The sequence below is a fragment of the Streptomyces sp. SID3212 genome, from assembly GCF_009865405.1.
GTDB lineage: Bacteria > Actinomycetota > Actinomycetes > Streptomycetales > Streptomycetaceae > Streptomyces.
Genome location: NZ_WWJY01001159.1, coordinates 1 through 13,497 on the forward strand (window position 1 = coordinate 1; position 13,497 = coordinate 13,497).

Consider the following 13,497-nt stretch of genomic DNA (forward strand, 5'->3'; position numbering starts at 1 on the left):
CCCCGCCGCCGCCCGCGGCCACGGCCCCGACCGGGAGGGGGAGCTCGCCGCTTCCCAGCGGGCACTCGACCTTGAAGAGCTTCTTCTTGGGCACCCCGCCGGGGAAGGTCCAGTTGAGCTGGTACGTGCCGTTGGGGAGCGAGTAGTCCGAGGTGTTCCCCTTCCCGGCCGCGAGCGTGATGGAGCCGGTCAGGGTGGGCAGGGCGGGGGTGGGCGGCTCGGCGGTGATGGTGAAGGTCACCAGCGGGACCGTCTCGAAGTTGAAGGCGCTCAGGTTGAACTTGCAGACCTTCAGGGCGTCCCCGGTGTTGCCGGCGGGGGTCCCGGCGTTGTGGATCCTCACGTCCCCGCTGTCGCCGGGAGCGGCGACCGCGGCCGACGCCCCGGCCAGGGACGCGCCGGCGAGAGCGAACGCGCCGAGGACGGCGGCGGAGCGGGAGCGGGCGGAGCGGAGGGAGGGCGACGTGGGCATGGGAGGCTCCTTCAAGCCGGGATGATTGTCGTACTGCATGCGATCATCTGACTAAATGTCACATATCCGACAAAACCCGGCGACGAAACGCCGAGAAACCGTCAAGATGCCCTGAGTGGCGCAACGGACGGCTCGCCACCGCCGCCACTCCTCCTCGCCGCCCTCAGGGGAGGGCTGTGAACGTGACGTCCGCCGCGCGCGGGGGGATCTCCACCCCGGCGCCCAGTGCCCATTCGGCGACCCGGGAGACCGTCGCGGCCGGGACACGGTCCCCGAGGCCGGGCCTCGCCGGGATGTCCTGCGTCGCGTGGGCGTCGTGCGGCAGGACGACCCGGTATCCCAGCGCCAGGGCGGTACGCGCCGTCGCCAGGACGCACATCTCGGACATCACGCCGCAGACGGCGAGCGCCCGTATCCCCGCGTCGGCCAGCAGGCTCCCCAGCGGTGTCCCGTCGAAGCCGTCGTCCTTGGTCTTGCGGATCACGACCTCCGCCGGGCCCGCCTGCACGGGGTGGTGGAGCTCCCAGCCGGGGGTGCCGGCCTCGTCGTCCGCGCCGGCCGCTCCGTCGTTCTGTACGTGGACGACCAGCGCGCCGCTCCTGCGGGCCCGGGCGATCAGGTCCGTCGTACGGTCCACGAGCCGGGCCGCGTCGGGCACCGCCCCGTCACCGGAGACGAAGGCGGACTGGACGTCCACCACGATCAGGGCCTCTGCGGGCGGCACGGGAAGGTTCATCCGGCCATGATGACCTTCGCCGCCGGGGCGTCTCCATTCATTTTCCCCCGCCACGCGCCAGGGGCGGGGTTGACGCGTCCCTGTCTGCTGCGCTCGCAGCAGGCGGGGCGCCTGCGGTGGCAGGACGACGTACGGGCCGTACTGCGGAAGTGTGGGACAGGCGCGAGGTGGGCCCGGCGAGGAGCCCGCCCCGCGCCCGCCGCGTCCGCGAGGCTCTTCCCGTCGCTTTCCGCAGCTTTCCGTACTTTCAGCCGCACGTTGTTCCTGGAGGACCGATGTCCGCCCTTGCCCGCTGGTGCTACCGGCACCGGCTTCTGACCGCACTGATCTGGCTGGGGGTACTGGTCGGACTGGGCGCCGTGTCGAACAGCGTGGGCAGCGCGTACAGTACGACGCTGTCCGCGCCGAGCACCGAGTCCAGCAAGGCCCTGGACCTGCTGAAGAAGAACAGTCCGGCCGCCTCGGGCGACCGGGACACCGTCGTGTGGCACACCACCGGCGGCAAGGTGACCGACAGCGCGGTGCGCCAGGACCTCACGGGGGTGCTGGACCGGATATCCCGGGCGCCCGGGGTGGCGTCGGTCGCCAGTCCGTACGCCAAGGGCGGCGCGGGACAGATCAGCAAGGACGGGGCGACCGCGTACGCGGCGGTGACGCTGGACAAGGCCGCGAACGACGTGGACAAGACGCAGGTCGAGCACGTCATCTCGCTCGTGAAGCAGGCCCGTACGGACACGGTCGACGTGCAGTACGGCGGGCAGGCCTTCAAGGCGGCCGAGAACGAGCTCAAGCCCACCAGCGAGATCGTCGGCGTGATCGCGGCGCTGCTGATCATGCTGCTGCTCTTCCGCTCGCTCTGGGCGGCGGCCCTGCCGATCCTCACCGCCGTCGCCGGGGTCGGCGCCGGCATCCTGGGCACCGGCGTGCTCAGCCACACCCTCTCCATCCCGGACGTGGCGACCACCGTCGCCGCCCTGGTCGGGCTCGGGGTGGGTATCGACTACGCGCTGTTCATCGTCAACCGGCACCGCAAGGGGCTGATGGCCGGAGCATCCGTCGAGGACGCGGCGGCGCGGGCCCTGGACACCTCGGGGCGCGCGGTGATTTTCGCGGGCCTGACCGTGGTGGTGGCGCTGCTGGGCCAGTACGCCCTGGGCATCGGCTTCCTCAACGGCATGGCGGCGGCCTCCGCGCTCACCGTCGCCCTCACCGTCCTCGCCTCGATCACCCTCCTCCCGGCCCTCCTCGGGCTCATGGGGCACCGGGTGCTCAGCCGCAAGCAGCGGCGGACCCTGCGCGAACACGGCCCGGTCCACGACGAGCAGCGCGGGGTGTGGGGCCGCTGGGCCTCCGCCGTCCTGGCGAAGCCGCGCGGCAAGGCGCTGCTGGCCCTGCTCGTGATGGTCGTCGTCTCCCTGCCGGTGTTCTCCCTGCGGCTGGGCAGCGCCGACGCGGGCAACGACCCTTCGTCGAGCGCGAGCCGTCAGTCGTACGACCTGCTGGCGGACGGTTTCGGGCCCGGTTTCAACGGGCCGCTGCTGCTGGTGGCGCAGGCGCCGCACGCCCAGGACAAGACGGCGCTGGAGTCCCTGGCCGCCGCCCTGTCCGACGTGAAGGGGGTCGCGCAGGTGGTGGCCCCGCCGCTGGCCCCCGGCCAGGACGTGGGCACGATCCAGGTCGTCCCGACCAGCTCGCCCCAGTCCGTGCAGACCACCGACCTCATTACACACCTGCGGGACACCGTGGTCCCGAGGGCGGAGCAGAACACCGACCTCCAGGTCTACGTGGGCGGCAGCACGGCGAGCGGGGTCGACTTCTCCGACGTCATCGTGTCGAAGCTCCCGCTGTTCATCGTGATCATCGTGAGCCTCGGCTGCCTGCTGATGATGGTGGCGTTCCGCAGTGTGCTGGTCCCGCTGATCGGTGTGGTGATGAACCTGCTGACCATGGGCGTGGCCTTCGGCGCGGTGGTCGCGGCCTTCCAGTGGGGGTGGGTGTCCGAGGCGCTGGGTGCCGGGGCCGCGGGACCGGTGGAGGCGTTCGCGCCGGTGATGATGATCGCGATCCTGTTCGGTCTGTCCATGGACTACCAGGTGTTCCTGATCAGCCGGATGCACGAGGAATGGACGCTGAGCCGGGACAACGCGCGGGCGGTACGGATCGGACAGGCCGAGACCGGGCGGATCATCACGGCCGCCGCCGTCATCATGGCGTGTGTGTTCGCCGCCTTCATGTTCAGCGGCCAGCGGATCGTCGCGGAGTTCGGCCTGGGCCTGGCGCTCGCCGTTCTTCTGGACGTGCTGCTCGTGCGTATGGTTGTTGTGCCCGCGTTGATGCATCTGTTCGGTGCGCGCAACTGGTGGCTGCCCCGCCGGCTGGACAAGCTGCTGCCCCACCTCTCCATCGAGGGGACCCCGGACGACGCCCCGGACACAGCGGCGGACCGGCAGGACCGGGACGACAGGCAGGATGTGCCGGTCGGGCGCTGAGTCCGCGGCGCCCCCCCCGTACGGCGAAGGAGGACGAGTGATCCCCATGGTGTGGAGCCGGGTCGGAGCGCGCCCGGCGCTGCACGACGCCGTGGTGACCCTCGCGACCGTCGTCGTGCTCCTCTCGATCACCCTCAGCGTCGCGCTCCGGGCGTCGGACTCCGCCATCGCCGTCCCGGCGGGCCTGGTGGTGCTGACCGCTCTGCCGCTGCTCGCCGGGAGCCGCTGGCCGGTGCCCGTCGTCCTGGTGACCGCCGCCCTCGACGTCACCCGGCTGTTCCTGATCGAGCCGGACTTCCAGAAGACGTACCCCACCGCGACCGTGATCGCGCTGTACGTGATGGCCGCGCACACCGGCCGCCGTACCGCGTGGCGGGTCGCGGGGGCGGTCGTCCTCGCGCTGACCGCCGTCGCCCTGTTCGCCCGGCCCGGCGTGGACAACCTGCCGATGAACCTCGGCGTCCTCCCCTGGACCTGCCTGCCCGTCGCCATCAGCGACGGCGTCCGCAGCCGCCGGGAGGTCCTGGCGGCGGCGACGGAACGGGCCGAGCGCGCGGAACGGACGCGCGAGGAGGTGGCGCTGCGCCGGGTGACGGAGGAGCGGGTACGGATCGCCCGCGAGCTGCACGACGTGGTGGCCCACCACATCACCCTCGTCAACGCCCAGGCCGGGGTCGCCCACCATCTGATGCGCACCGACCCGGAGCACGCGTACAAGGCCCTCGAACGGATCCGGGACACCAGCCGGTCGGCCCTGGACGAACTGCGCGCCACGGTCGGACTCTTGCGCCAGCCCGGCGAGGCGCCCTCGACGCAGCCCGCGCCGGGGCTGGCCGATCTGGACGACCTGCTGGAGCGGTTCCGGCACTCCGGGCTGCCGGTGGAGCTGGTGTGCGCGGGGGAGCCGGGGGCGCTGTCGGCGACGGCGGACCTCACGGCGTACCGGATCATCCAGGAAGCCCTGACCAACACCCACAAGCACGCCGGGCGGGCCCGTGCCCGGGTGCGGCTCGACTACACGGCGGCCCAGGTGCGGATCACGGTCGAGGACGACGGACGGGACGCCGGTACGGGGAACGGCATCGGATACGGCCTCATCGGTATGCACGAGCGGGCGCGGACGGCGGGCGGCACCGTGACGGCCGGCGCGCGGCCCGCCCCGGAGGCCGGGTTCCGGGTCACGGCCGAACTGCCGCTGAGCGTCGGGGCCTCCCCGCCCGCGACCGCCGCCTCCCCGCCCGTAAAGGTTCTCGGCGCCCCCGACGTTGCCCCGGCGCCCGCCGTCACCGAGCCCGGCCTCGCCGGCACGATCCCGAGCCCCGCCGAACCCACCGCCCCCTGCCTGATGACCGGCGTACGCCTCCTCGGTGGCGGGCGCGCATGACGATCAGGGTGCTGCTCGCCGACGACCAGGCGCTGCTGCGGGGTACGTTCCGGCTGCTCATCGACTCCGAGCCGGACATGGAGGTCGTCGCCGAGGCGTCCGACGGCCGGGAGGCGGTCGCGCTGGCCCTCAGCAGCCAGGCCGAGGTCGTCCTGATGGACATCCGCATGCCCGGCATGAACGGCCTCGACGCGACCCGGCAGATCATGGCGGACGAGGACCTGGCGGGGGTACGGGTACTGATCCTGACCACCTTCGAGAACGACGAGTACGTGGCCGAGGCCCTGCGCGCCGGAGCCAGCGGCTTCCTCGGCAAGGGCATCAACCCCGACGAACTCCTCGACGCGATCCGGGTCATCGCCACCGGCGACATGCTCCTCTCGCCCTCCGCCACGAAGAGCGTCATCTCGCGCTTCCTGGCCCAGACCGAGCGGCCCAACCCGGACGCGGCGGAGCGGCTGGCCGGGCTGACCCCGCGCGAACGGGAGGTGGTCACCTGGGTCGGGCGGGGGCTGTCCAACCAGGACATCGCCGCCCAGCTGTACGTCAGCCCGGTCACGGTGAAGACCCACGTCAACCGGGCCATGGCCAAGCTCGGGGCCCGGGACCGCGCGCAGGTGGTGATCCTGGCGTACGAGTCGGGCATCGTCCAGCCGGGCTCGGCCTGACGGGACACGGCCCTGGACGTTCTGTGCGATACGCGTACAGTTGAACGAGGTCAAAATCAGGACAATGGTTCACCAAAGACCATGTTCCGCGACCGGCCCGCTCCCGCTCCCCGCTTGAGGCACCCCTTTGAGAGAACGGACGACCCCCACCGGCACGCGTGCCCGCCCGGGCTCGCCGGCGCGCTGGTCCGGAGCCACGGCCGGGAAGACCATCCTGCTCCGTCTGCTGTGGCAGGCGCCCACGGTCCTGCCGCTGGCGGTGCTGTGCGCGGTGACGGTGGTCGGATTCCTGGTCCCCGTCGACATCCACCTGGCGTCGCTGCTGGTCGCGGTGCCGGCGCTGACCGCCGGGCTGGTGGGACCCCGGTGGACGGCCCTCATCACCGCCTTGGCGTGTGTGGCAGCCGCCGCGCTCGACATCCGTGACGGCCTCATGGACTCACCGATCCTGCCGATCCACCTGATCGACCTGCTGGTGGTCTGCGGACTGGTCGTCCTGTTCTGGCGCCTGCGCGACCTGGACTTCAAGGCGCTGGTCCAGGCGAGATCCGTCTCGGACGCCGCCCAGCGCGCGGTGCTGCGCCCCCTGCCACGCCGGATCGGACGGCTGCGGATCGCGTCCGTCTACCGCTCGGCCGCCGCGCAGGCGCAGATCGGCGGTGACCTGTACGCCGCCGAGCGGATCCCGGGGGCGGTCCGCCTGATCATCGGGGACGTACGGGGCAAGGGCCTGCCGGCGGTGGACGACGCCGCGGCCGTGCTGGGGGCCTTCCGGGAGGCCGCCCACCGTGACGCCACCCTGCCGGAGCTGGTGGCCTCGCTGGAGGGCAGCGTGGGCCGGCACCTGCGGGAGGTCGGCAAGACCGACCGGGACAGCGGCGAGCGGTTCATCACCGCCCTGGTCCTGGAGATCCCGGACGACGCCCCGGTGGTACGGATGATCAGCTGCGGCCATCCGCCGCCCCTGCGCTCCCACCGGGGGGCCACGACGCTGCTGCGCTCGCCGCACCCCGCGCCGCCGCTCGGCCTGGCGGGCGACGCCGAGGACTACCGGCTGGACAGCTTCCCGCTGGAGTCGGGCGACACGCTTCTCCTGCACACCGACGGCCTGCTGGAGGCCCGGGACGGCACCGGCGCGTTCTACCCGGCGCACGAGCGCTTCGACTCCCTGCTCTGGACCGACCCCGACGAGCTGCTCCAGCGCCTGGTGAAGGATCTGCTGGAGCACGTCGAAGGCCGGCTGGAGGACGATGTGGCGCTGGTCGCCCTGGAGCGGCTGCGGGAGCAGTCGGAGCCGCCGGCGGCCTGAGCCGCGGTCCGCACGCCGCCCCCGCCGGCCCGTCCTCAGACGGTGCCGCTCCTCACCGGGGCGGGCCCCCGGCTCACGCGCTCCGCGCGCAGCGCCTCGTGGATCTCGCCGGCCCGTACCGCCGTGTTCGACAGCAGGGTCGAGGTGATCCCGTGGGTGTGCTCCGTACCGCCCTGGAGATAGATCCCGGCGGTCACGTTCGCGGCTGTGACCACCCGGTGGTCACGCCCCACGAGGAGCGCGTCCTCGTCGTCCCGCAGGCACAGCTTGCCCACGCCGCCCAGGCGCTCGCCGAGATCCTGCGGCCGGTAGCCCGTCCCGTGGACGAGGACGTCCGCGGTGAGCACCTCCCGCTCCCCGGTCGGCAGGTACTCCACCGTGATGTCCAGCTGGTCCCCGCGCGGTTCGACCTCACGGATGCGCGAGACGTTCAGCATGCGCAGCCGCTCGCGGCCCTGGACCTTCTCCTGGTACATGGTCCGGGAGAGGGCCTCGATCAGATCCATGTCCACCACCGAGTAGTTGGTGCCCCGGTGGTAGTCGAAGAGCGACTGCTTCACGCCGCGCGGGGCGTGGTAGTAGATGTCGACGGCCTCCGGGTCGAAGATCCGGTTGGCGAAGGGGCTGTCGTCGGCGGGGGTGTAACCGTACTTGGAGAAGACCGAGCAGACCTCGGCGTCCGGGAAGCTGCGGTGCAGGTAGTCGACCGCCTCCGCGGCGCTCTGCCCGGCGCCCAGCACCACGGCCCGGCGCACCTGCCTGCCGCTCCTCGCCAACTCCGCGACGCGGGGCATGAGTTGGCTGTTGTGCCAGACCTGGTCCGACAGGACGGTCCCGGGCGGCAGGTGCGGCTCCAGGCCCGTGGCGACCACCAGGTTGCGCGCCCGGCGCACGATCCGCCGCTCCGGGTCGCCGGGGTCGCGGCTGGTCACGTCGAACCAGCGGACCTCGCCCTCCACCGTCACCGGGTCCACGGAGACGACCTCGGAGCCGTACTCCACCACGTCGTCCACGCGCGCGGCGGCCCACTCGAAGTAGTCGTGGAACTCGATGCGGAGGGGGAACAGCGTCTTCTGGTTCAGGAAGTCCACCAGCCTGCCCTGCTCGCGCAGGTACGACAGGAAGCTGAAGTCGCTCGTCGGATCCCGCATCGTGACCAGGTCCTTGAGGAACGAGACCTGCATCGTGGCGTCGTCGATGAGCATGCCCCGGTGCCAGCCGAAACGCGGTTGCTTCTCCAGAAACCCGGCCCGTATCCGTTCGTCGTCGGGGACTCGTGCGTTGTGCTCCTGGATCGCTATCGCGAGCGCCAGGTTCGACGGCCCGAATCCGATGCCCAGTACGTCATGGATGTCATGGATGTCCTGGACCGAGCCCGGCTCACTGTGCAGTGGGTTCACCGCGTCATCGCCTCCCTAAGCAGGCACATGTTAGATAAGGTTAGCCTTACCTTGCAACGTCTGAGGAGGATTCACCATGCGGGTCGTCATGTTCGGCTACCAGACCTGGGGTCATCGCACGCTCCAAGCGCTGCTCGACTCCACGCACGACGTGGTCCTGGTGGTGACCCACCCCAAGAGCGACCACGTCTACGAGAAGATCTGGGACGACTCGGTGGCCGAACTCGCCGAGAAGCACGGCGTACCGGTGCTGCTGCGCAACCGTCCCGACGACGAGGAGCTGCTCACGGCGCTGCGCGAGGCGGAGCCGGACATCATCGTCGCCAACAACTGGCGTACGTGGCTGCCGCCGGAGATCTTCGACCTGCCGCCGCACGGCACGCTCAACGTCCATGACTCGCTGCTGCCTTCGTACGCGGGCTTCTCGCCGCTGATCTGGGCGCTGATCAACGGCGAGCGGGAGGTGGGGGTCACCGCGCACCGGATGGACGGCGAACTGGACGCCGGGGACGTCGTGTTCCAGCGTTCCGTCCCGGTCGGCCCGACCGACACGGCCACCGACCTCTTCCACCGTACGGTCGACCTCATCGGGCCGATCGTGCGCGACTCGCTCGACCGCATCGAGTCGGGCACCGCGGAGTGGGTCCCGCAGGACCGCAGCCGGGCCAGCTTCTTCCACAAGCGGTCCGTCGAGGACAGCCGGATCGACTGGACGTGGCCCGCCGAGGACCTGGAACGGCTGGTACGCGCCCAGTCCGACCCGTACCCCAACGCCTTCACGTACCACCGGGGCGAGCGGATACGGATCGTCTCGGCGGCGCTCTCGCAGGCCAACTACGGAGGCACCCCCGGCCGGATCTTCATCCGCGAGGGCGACGGCGTGGTCATCGTGGCGGGTACGGAGGCGCGCTTCGGCCGGAGCAAGGGCCTGGTGGTCAAGCGGATACGGACCGAGGACGGCGTCGAGCACGCGGCCACGGACCACTTCCGGACCATGGGCGGCTACCTGACCGCCCGTCCGTGAACGGGGTCCTGGCGCCGGCCGGCGCCGGTACGGACGCGCTGGAGCGGCTGCGCGGCCGGGTCGTCGTCGTCAAGTTCGGCGGGAACGCGATGGTGGACGACGCGCTCAAGCGCGCCTTCGCCCACGATGTCGTCGCCCTGCGCCTGGCCGGGGTGAGACCCGTCGTCGTGCACGGCGGCGGCCCGCAGATCAGCGCCCAACTGGCCCGGCACGGGCTGGAGTCCCGCTTCGAGGCGGGGCTGCGGGTGACCACGCCGGAGGCGATGGACGTCGTACGGATGGTGCTCTCCGGCAAGGTCCAGCGTGAACTGGTCGGCCTGCTCAACGAGCACGGCCCGTACGCGGTCGGGCTCACCGGCGAGGACGCGCACACCTTGACGGCGGAGAAGCACTACGCGCGGGTGGCGGGCGAACCGGTCGACCTCGGCATGGTGGGGAACATCACCAAGGTCGACACGGCAGCCGTTCAGGTCCTGTTGGACCACGGCCACATCCCGGTCGTCTCGCCGGTCGCGCGCGGCGAGGAAGGCGAGATCTACAACGTCAACGCCGACACGGCGGCGGGCGCGATCGCGGCGGCGCTGGACGCGGAGACGCTGGTCGTCCTGACGGACGTGCCGGGTCTGTACGCGCACTGGCCGGACAGCGACCGGATCGTGGAGCGCCTGACGGCGGGGGATTTGGACCTCCTGCTGCCCGGCCTGGACGGGGGCATGCTCCCGAAGATGGAGGCGTGCCGCACGGCGGTACGGGCGGGGGTCGCCACCGCCCGTGTCCTGGACGGCCGGGTCCCGCACGCCCTGTGGGCGGGCCTGCTGGAGCCGGGAGCTCCGGGCACCACGGTCGTGCCGGACGCGGGGGCTTAGCGCTGGACCGATCGCTGGACCGATCGCTGGACGGGCCTGGACGGGCCCGTCCAGCGGGTTCTCACGGCAGCGCGGGCTCGTGGTGGCGGCTCATCGGGATGATCATCGGGGTGCCGCTGACGGGATCCTCCGTGACCTGGCAGCGCAGGCCGAAGACCTCCTCCACCGTCTTCGCCGTGATGACCTCGGCCGGCGGGCCCTCGGCGACGATCGCGCCCGACTTCATGGCGATGACGTGATCCGCGTACCGGCAGGCCTGGTTGAGGTCGTGGAGCACCATCACGATCGTGCGGTTCTCGTGCCGGTTGAGGTCCGTGATCAGGTCCAGGACGTCGATCTGGTGGGCCAGGTCCAGATACGTCGTCGGCTCGTCCAGCAGTAGCACCGGGGTGCCCTGGGCCACCGCCATGGCGATCCAGGCGCGCTGTCGCTGGCCGCCGGAGAGTTCGTCGACCGGCCGGTCCGCGAGATCGGTCATGGCGGTCGCGCGCAGCGCGTCGTGCACGGCCCGCTCGTCGCCCTGGGACCACTGCCGCCACCACGTCTGGTGCGGCGAACGGCCGCGCCCCACCAGGTCGATGACCGTCAGGCCCTCCGGCGCCACCGGGCCCTGGGGCAGGATGCCGAGCCGCTGGGCCAACTCCCGGGTCGGGATGGCGTGGAGGGAGCGGCCGTCGAGCTGGACCGTACCCTCGCGCGGCGACAGCAGCCGGGCCAGCGCCCGCAACAGGGTCGACTTTCCGCACGCGTTGGCCCCGACGATCGCCGTGACCCGGCCGGGCGGGATCGCCACGTCCAGGTGGTCGACCACGACCCGGTTGTCGTACGCGAGCCGTACCCCTTCGGCCCGCAGGTCGGGGCCGGGGCCGGCGTCGTCGACAGCGGCGTCGGCGGTCGTCGGCGTCGACCCGGGTGCGGCCGGGTCGGTGTCGGGCGCGGATTTCGATGACATGGGTTCAGCCTCCTGAGCCGACGCGATTGGCGCGGACGAGCAGCCAGAGCAGCACCGGTGCGCCGAGCACCCCGGTGACCACGCCGACGGGAAGTTCCGTGTCGGGGATCAGCTCCCGCGCGGCCAGGTCCGCGCCCAGCACCATCAGCGCGCCGGTCAGACCGGCGGCCACCGGCGGGGGCCAGGCGGTACGGGCCAGCCGCTGGGCCACCTGCGGCGCGGCCAGCGCGACAAACGCGACCGGTCCCGCCGCCGCCGTACCGAACGCCACCAGCCCGACGCCGGTGAGCAGCGTGGCCAGCCGGACCGGCTGCACGGCCGTACCGAGGCCCTTGGCCACGTCGTCGCCCAGTTGCAGCGTCCGCAGCCGGCGGCCGAGCAGGAGCGAGACCGGGACGAGCGCGGCCATCGCGACGGCGAGCGGCCCGACCTCGTTCCAGCCGCGGCCGTTGAGGTTCCCCACGAGCCAGCCGAGCGAGGCCTGCGCCTGGAACTGCCCGCCGCGGGCCATCAGATAGTCCGTGACGCTGGTGCAGATCCAGGAGATGCCGATCCCGACGAGCACGATCCGGTAGCCGGTGGTCCCGCGCTTCCACGCCAGGACGTACACGAGCAGGGCCGCGGCCAACGCGCCCGCCAGGCCCAGCGATTGGGTGCTCAGCCCCGCGTCCCAGCCGAGGACGAGACCCGCGACGACCGCCGCGCCCGCGCCCTGGGTGATGCCGATCATGTCGGGGCTGGCCAGCGGATTGAGCGTCATGGTCTGGAAGAGCGCGCCGGAGATCCCGAAGGCGATCCCGACGAGCAGTCCGGTGGTCGCGCGGGGGAGCCGGAGTTCCTGGACGATCAGCCGGGTGCCGGGATCGCCCGTGCCCAGCACGGCCCGCACCACGTCGGACAGGCCGAGCGGGATCTCCCCCATGGACATGCCCCAGCAGAACATCAGGAAGGTGGCGACGGCGAGGCCGGCGCAGACCGCGACCAGCCGGGGCCGTACCACCCCGGAGACGGGGGGAAAGGCCAGCCGGAACGGGACACGGCCGGCGGTACGGCGGGGAATCGGCGCGGGCGCGGTGACGGCGGCCGGGGTACGGGTGGGCAGCGGACCGGTCATGTTCACAGCTCCGCGAGTCGTCGGCGGCGGACCATCGCGATGAAGAACGGGCCGCCGATGAAGGCGACCAGGATGCCGGCCTGGATCTCCACCGGGCGCGCGATCAGACGTCCGGCGATGTCGGCGAGGAGCAGCAGACAGGGCGCGAGCACCGCCGACAGCGGCAGCAGCCACCGGTGGTCGGGGCCGATGCCCGCCGCCTGGGTGAGGATGCGCGCCACGTGCGGGACGACCAGTCCGACGAAGACCACCGGGCCGATGACGGCCACCGCCCCGCCCGTGAGCAGGGTCACGGCGACCACGCCCTGGATCCGTATCAGCCCCAGCCGCAGTCCCAGGGAGGCCGCCACGTCGTCGCCCAGGGCCAGGCTGTTGAGCGCGGGCGCGGAGGCGAGGGCGAGGACGGCGCCCACCGCGAGGAACGGCAGCACCCGGACGAGCGTGTCGCCGTTCTGGTTGGCGAGGGAGCCCGCCTCCCAGAAGCGGAAACGGTTCAGGGCGTCCGCGTCGGTGAGGACGACGGCGCTGGTCAGCGAAGAGAGCAGCGAGGTGATCGCGACCCCGGCGAGGGCGAGTTTGACCGGTGTCGTACCGGATCGCCCGAGCCCGCCCAGCAGATACACCAGCACACTCGCGAACAGCGCCCCGGCGAAGGCGAACCAGATGTAGCCGTAGACCGACCCGAGGCCGAACACCCCGACGGAGACCGCGATGGCGAAGGCCGCGCCCGCGCTGACCCCGAGCACCCCGGGGTCGGCCAGCGGATTGCGGGTCAGGGCCTGCATCAGGCAGCCCGACAGCCCGAGGGCGGCCCCGGCCGCCAGACCGAGTGCGGTACGGGGTATCCGTACCGACCAGATGACACTGTCGATCCGCGCGCTGGGCGCGCGGCCGAACAGAGTCTCCACGACCTGGCCGAGCGGAACGCTCAGCGCTCCGAACGCGATCGACAGCAGGCACAAAGTGAGAAGGGCGGCGCCGGGCAGTGCCACGAGCAGCACCGCGCGAGGGGCTTTCGCCCGGGTCACCGAACTCTCTCCACGTCAACATCCTTAGGTTAGGCAGGCCTTAACTGTAGTGCAG

The 13,497-nt window shown here is 71.9% G+C and carries 12 protein-coding genes; 6 read left to right on the forward strand and 6 right to left on the reverse strand.

The features are described from left to right. Together GT042_RS34530 and GT042_RS34535 are read right to left on the reverse strand one after the other, a co-directional pair. The coding region (locus GT042_RS34530) for a hypothetical protein (RefSeq protein ID WP_161312635.1) at positions 1-472 on the reverse strand (472 nt) is incomplete at its 3' end. 163 nt (positions 473-635) lie between these two features. Continuing rightward, a complete protein-coding gene (locus GT042_RS34535; protein WP_161312636.1) occupies positions 636-1,208 on the reverse strand; it encodes a cysteine hydrolase family protein in 573 nt (190 codons plus the stop codon). 275 nt (positions 1,209-1,483) lie between these two features. On the opposite strand from GT042_RS34535, the gene GT042_RS40005 reads away from it, so the two are divergent. The 4 genes from GT042_RS40005 to GT042_RS34555 all read left to right on the forward strand — a co-directional run bounded on the left by GT042_RS40005 (position 1,484) and on the right by GT042_RS34555 (position 7,058). Further along, on the forward strand, positions 1,484-3,697 hold the full coding sequence (locus GT042_RS40005) for an MMPL family transporter (RefSeq protein WP_161312637.1): 2,214 nt from the start codon (positions 1,484-1,486) through the stop codon (positions 3,695-3,697). Positions 3,698-3,743: 46 nt separating this feature from the next. Further along, positions 3,744-5,081 carry a sensor histidine kinase gene (locus GT042_RS34545; RefSeq protein ID WP_202534564.1) on the forward strand — a complete coding sequence of 446 codons (1,338 nt, stop codon included), beginning with the start codon at positions 3,744-3,746 and terminating at the stop codon, positions 5,079-5,081. After that, a complete protein-coding gene (locus GT042_RS34550) occupies positions 5,078-5,749 on the forward strand; it encodes a response regulator transcription factor (protein WP_161312638.1) in 672 nt (223 codons plus the stop codon). The genes GT042_RS34545 and GT042_RS34550 overlap by 4 nt, the downstream gene beginning before the upstream one ends. A gap of 127 nt (positions 5,750-5,876) precedes the next feature. After that, entirely contained in the window at positions 5,877-7,058 is a 1,182-nt protein-coding gene (locus GT042_RS34555; protein ID WP_237531484.1) for a PP2C family protein-serine/threonine phosphatase, read from the forward strand. A gap of 35 nt (positions 7,059-7,093) precedes the next feature. On the opposite strand, the gene GT042_RS34560 is transcribed toward GT042_RS34555, so the two are convergent. Further along, positions 7,094-8,458, reverse strand: coding sequence for a lysine N(6)-hydroxylase/L-ornithine N(5)-oxygenase family protein (locus GT042_RS34560; protein ID WP_345944026.1), 1,365 nt, complete (start codon positions 8,456-8,458; stop codon positions 7,094-7,096). A gap of 76 nt (positions 8,459-8,534) precedes the next feature. Here GT042_RS34560 and GT042_RS34565 point away from each other — a divergent pair, with 76 nt between their 5' ends. Together GT042_RS34565 and argB are read left to right on the forward strand one after the other, a co-directional pair. Beyond that, positions 8,535-9,482 carry a methionyl-tRNA formyltransferase gene (locus tag GT042_RS34565; protein ID WP_161312639.1) on the forward strand — a complete coding sequence of 316 codons (948 nt, stop codon included), beginning with the start codon at positions 8,535-8,537 and terminating at the stop codon, positions 9,480-9,482. Then, complete coding sequence (argB, locus tag GT042_RS34570; protein ID WP_345944027.1) at positions 9,479-10,348, forward strand: acetylglutamate kinase; 870 nt, start codon at positions 9,479-9,481, stop codon at positions 10,346-10,348. The genes GT042_RS34565 and argB overlap by 4 nt, the downstream gene beginning before the upstream one ends. Positions 10,349-10,409: 61 nt before the next feature. Here argB and GT042_RS34575 read toward each other — a convergent pair whose 3' ends face one another. Genes GT042_RS34575 through GT042_RS34585 form a run of 3 tightly spaced genes read right to left on the reverse strand, consistent with a single transcriptional unit; the run spans position 10,410 to position 13,442 of the window. Beyond that, positions 10,410-11,300 carry an ABC transporter ATP-binding protein gene (locus GT042_RS34575; RefSeq protein ID WP_161312640.1) on the reverse strand — a complete coding sequence of 297 codons (891 nt, stop codon included), beginning with the start codon at positions 11,298-11,300 and terminating at the stop codon, positions 10,410-10,412. Between the two features lie 4 nt (positions 11,301-11,304). Continuing rightward, the gene (locus tag GT042_RS34580; protein WP_161312641.1) at positions 11,305-12,414 is read right to left on the reverse strand and encodes an iron chelate uptake ABC transporter family permease subunit; all 1,110 of its coding nucleotides are present in this window, start codon (positions 12,412-12,414) and stop codon (positions 11,305-11,307) included. A 2-nt stretch (positions 12,415-12,416) separates the two neighbouring features. Next, entirely contained in the window at positions 12,417-13,442 is a 1,026-nt protein-coding gene (locus tag GT042_RS34585) for an iron chelate uptake ABC transporter family permease subunit (protein WP_161312642.1), read from the reverse strand. Positions 13,443-13,497: the final 55 nt, after the last annotated feature.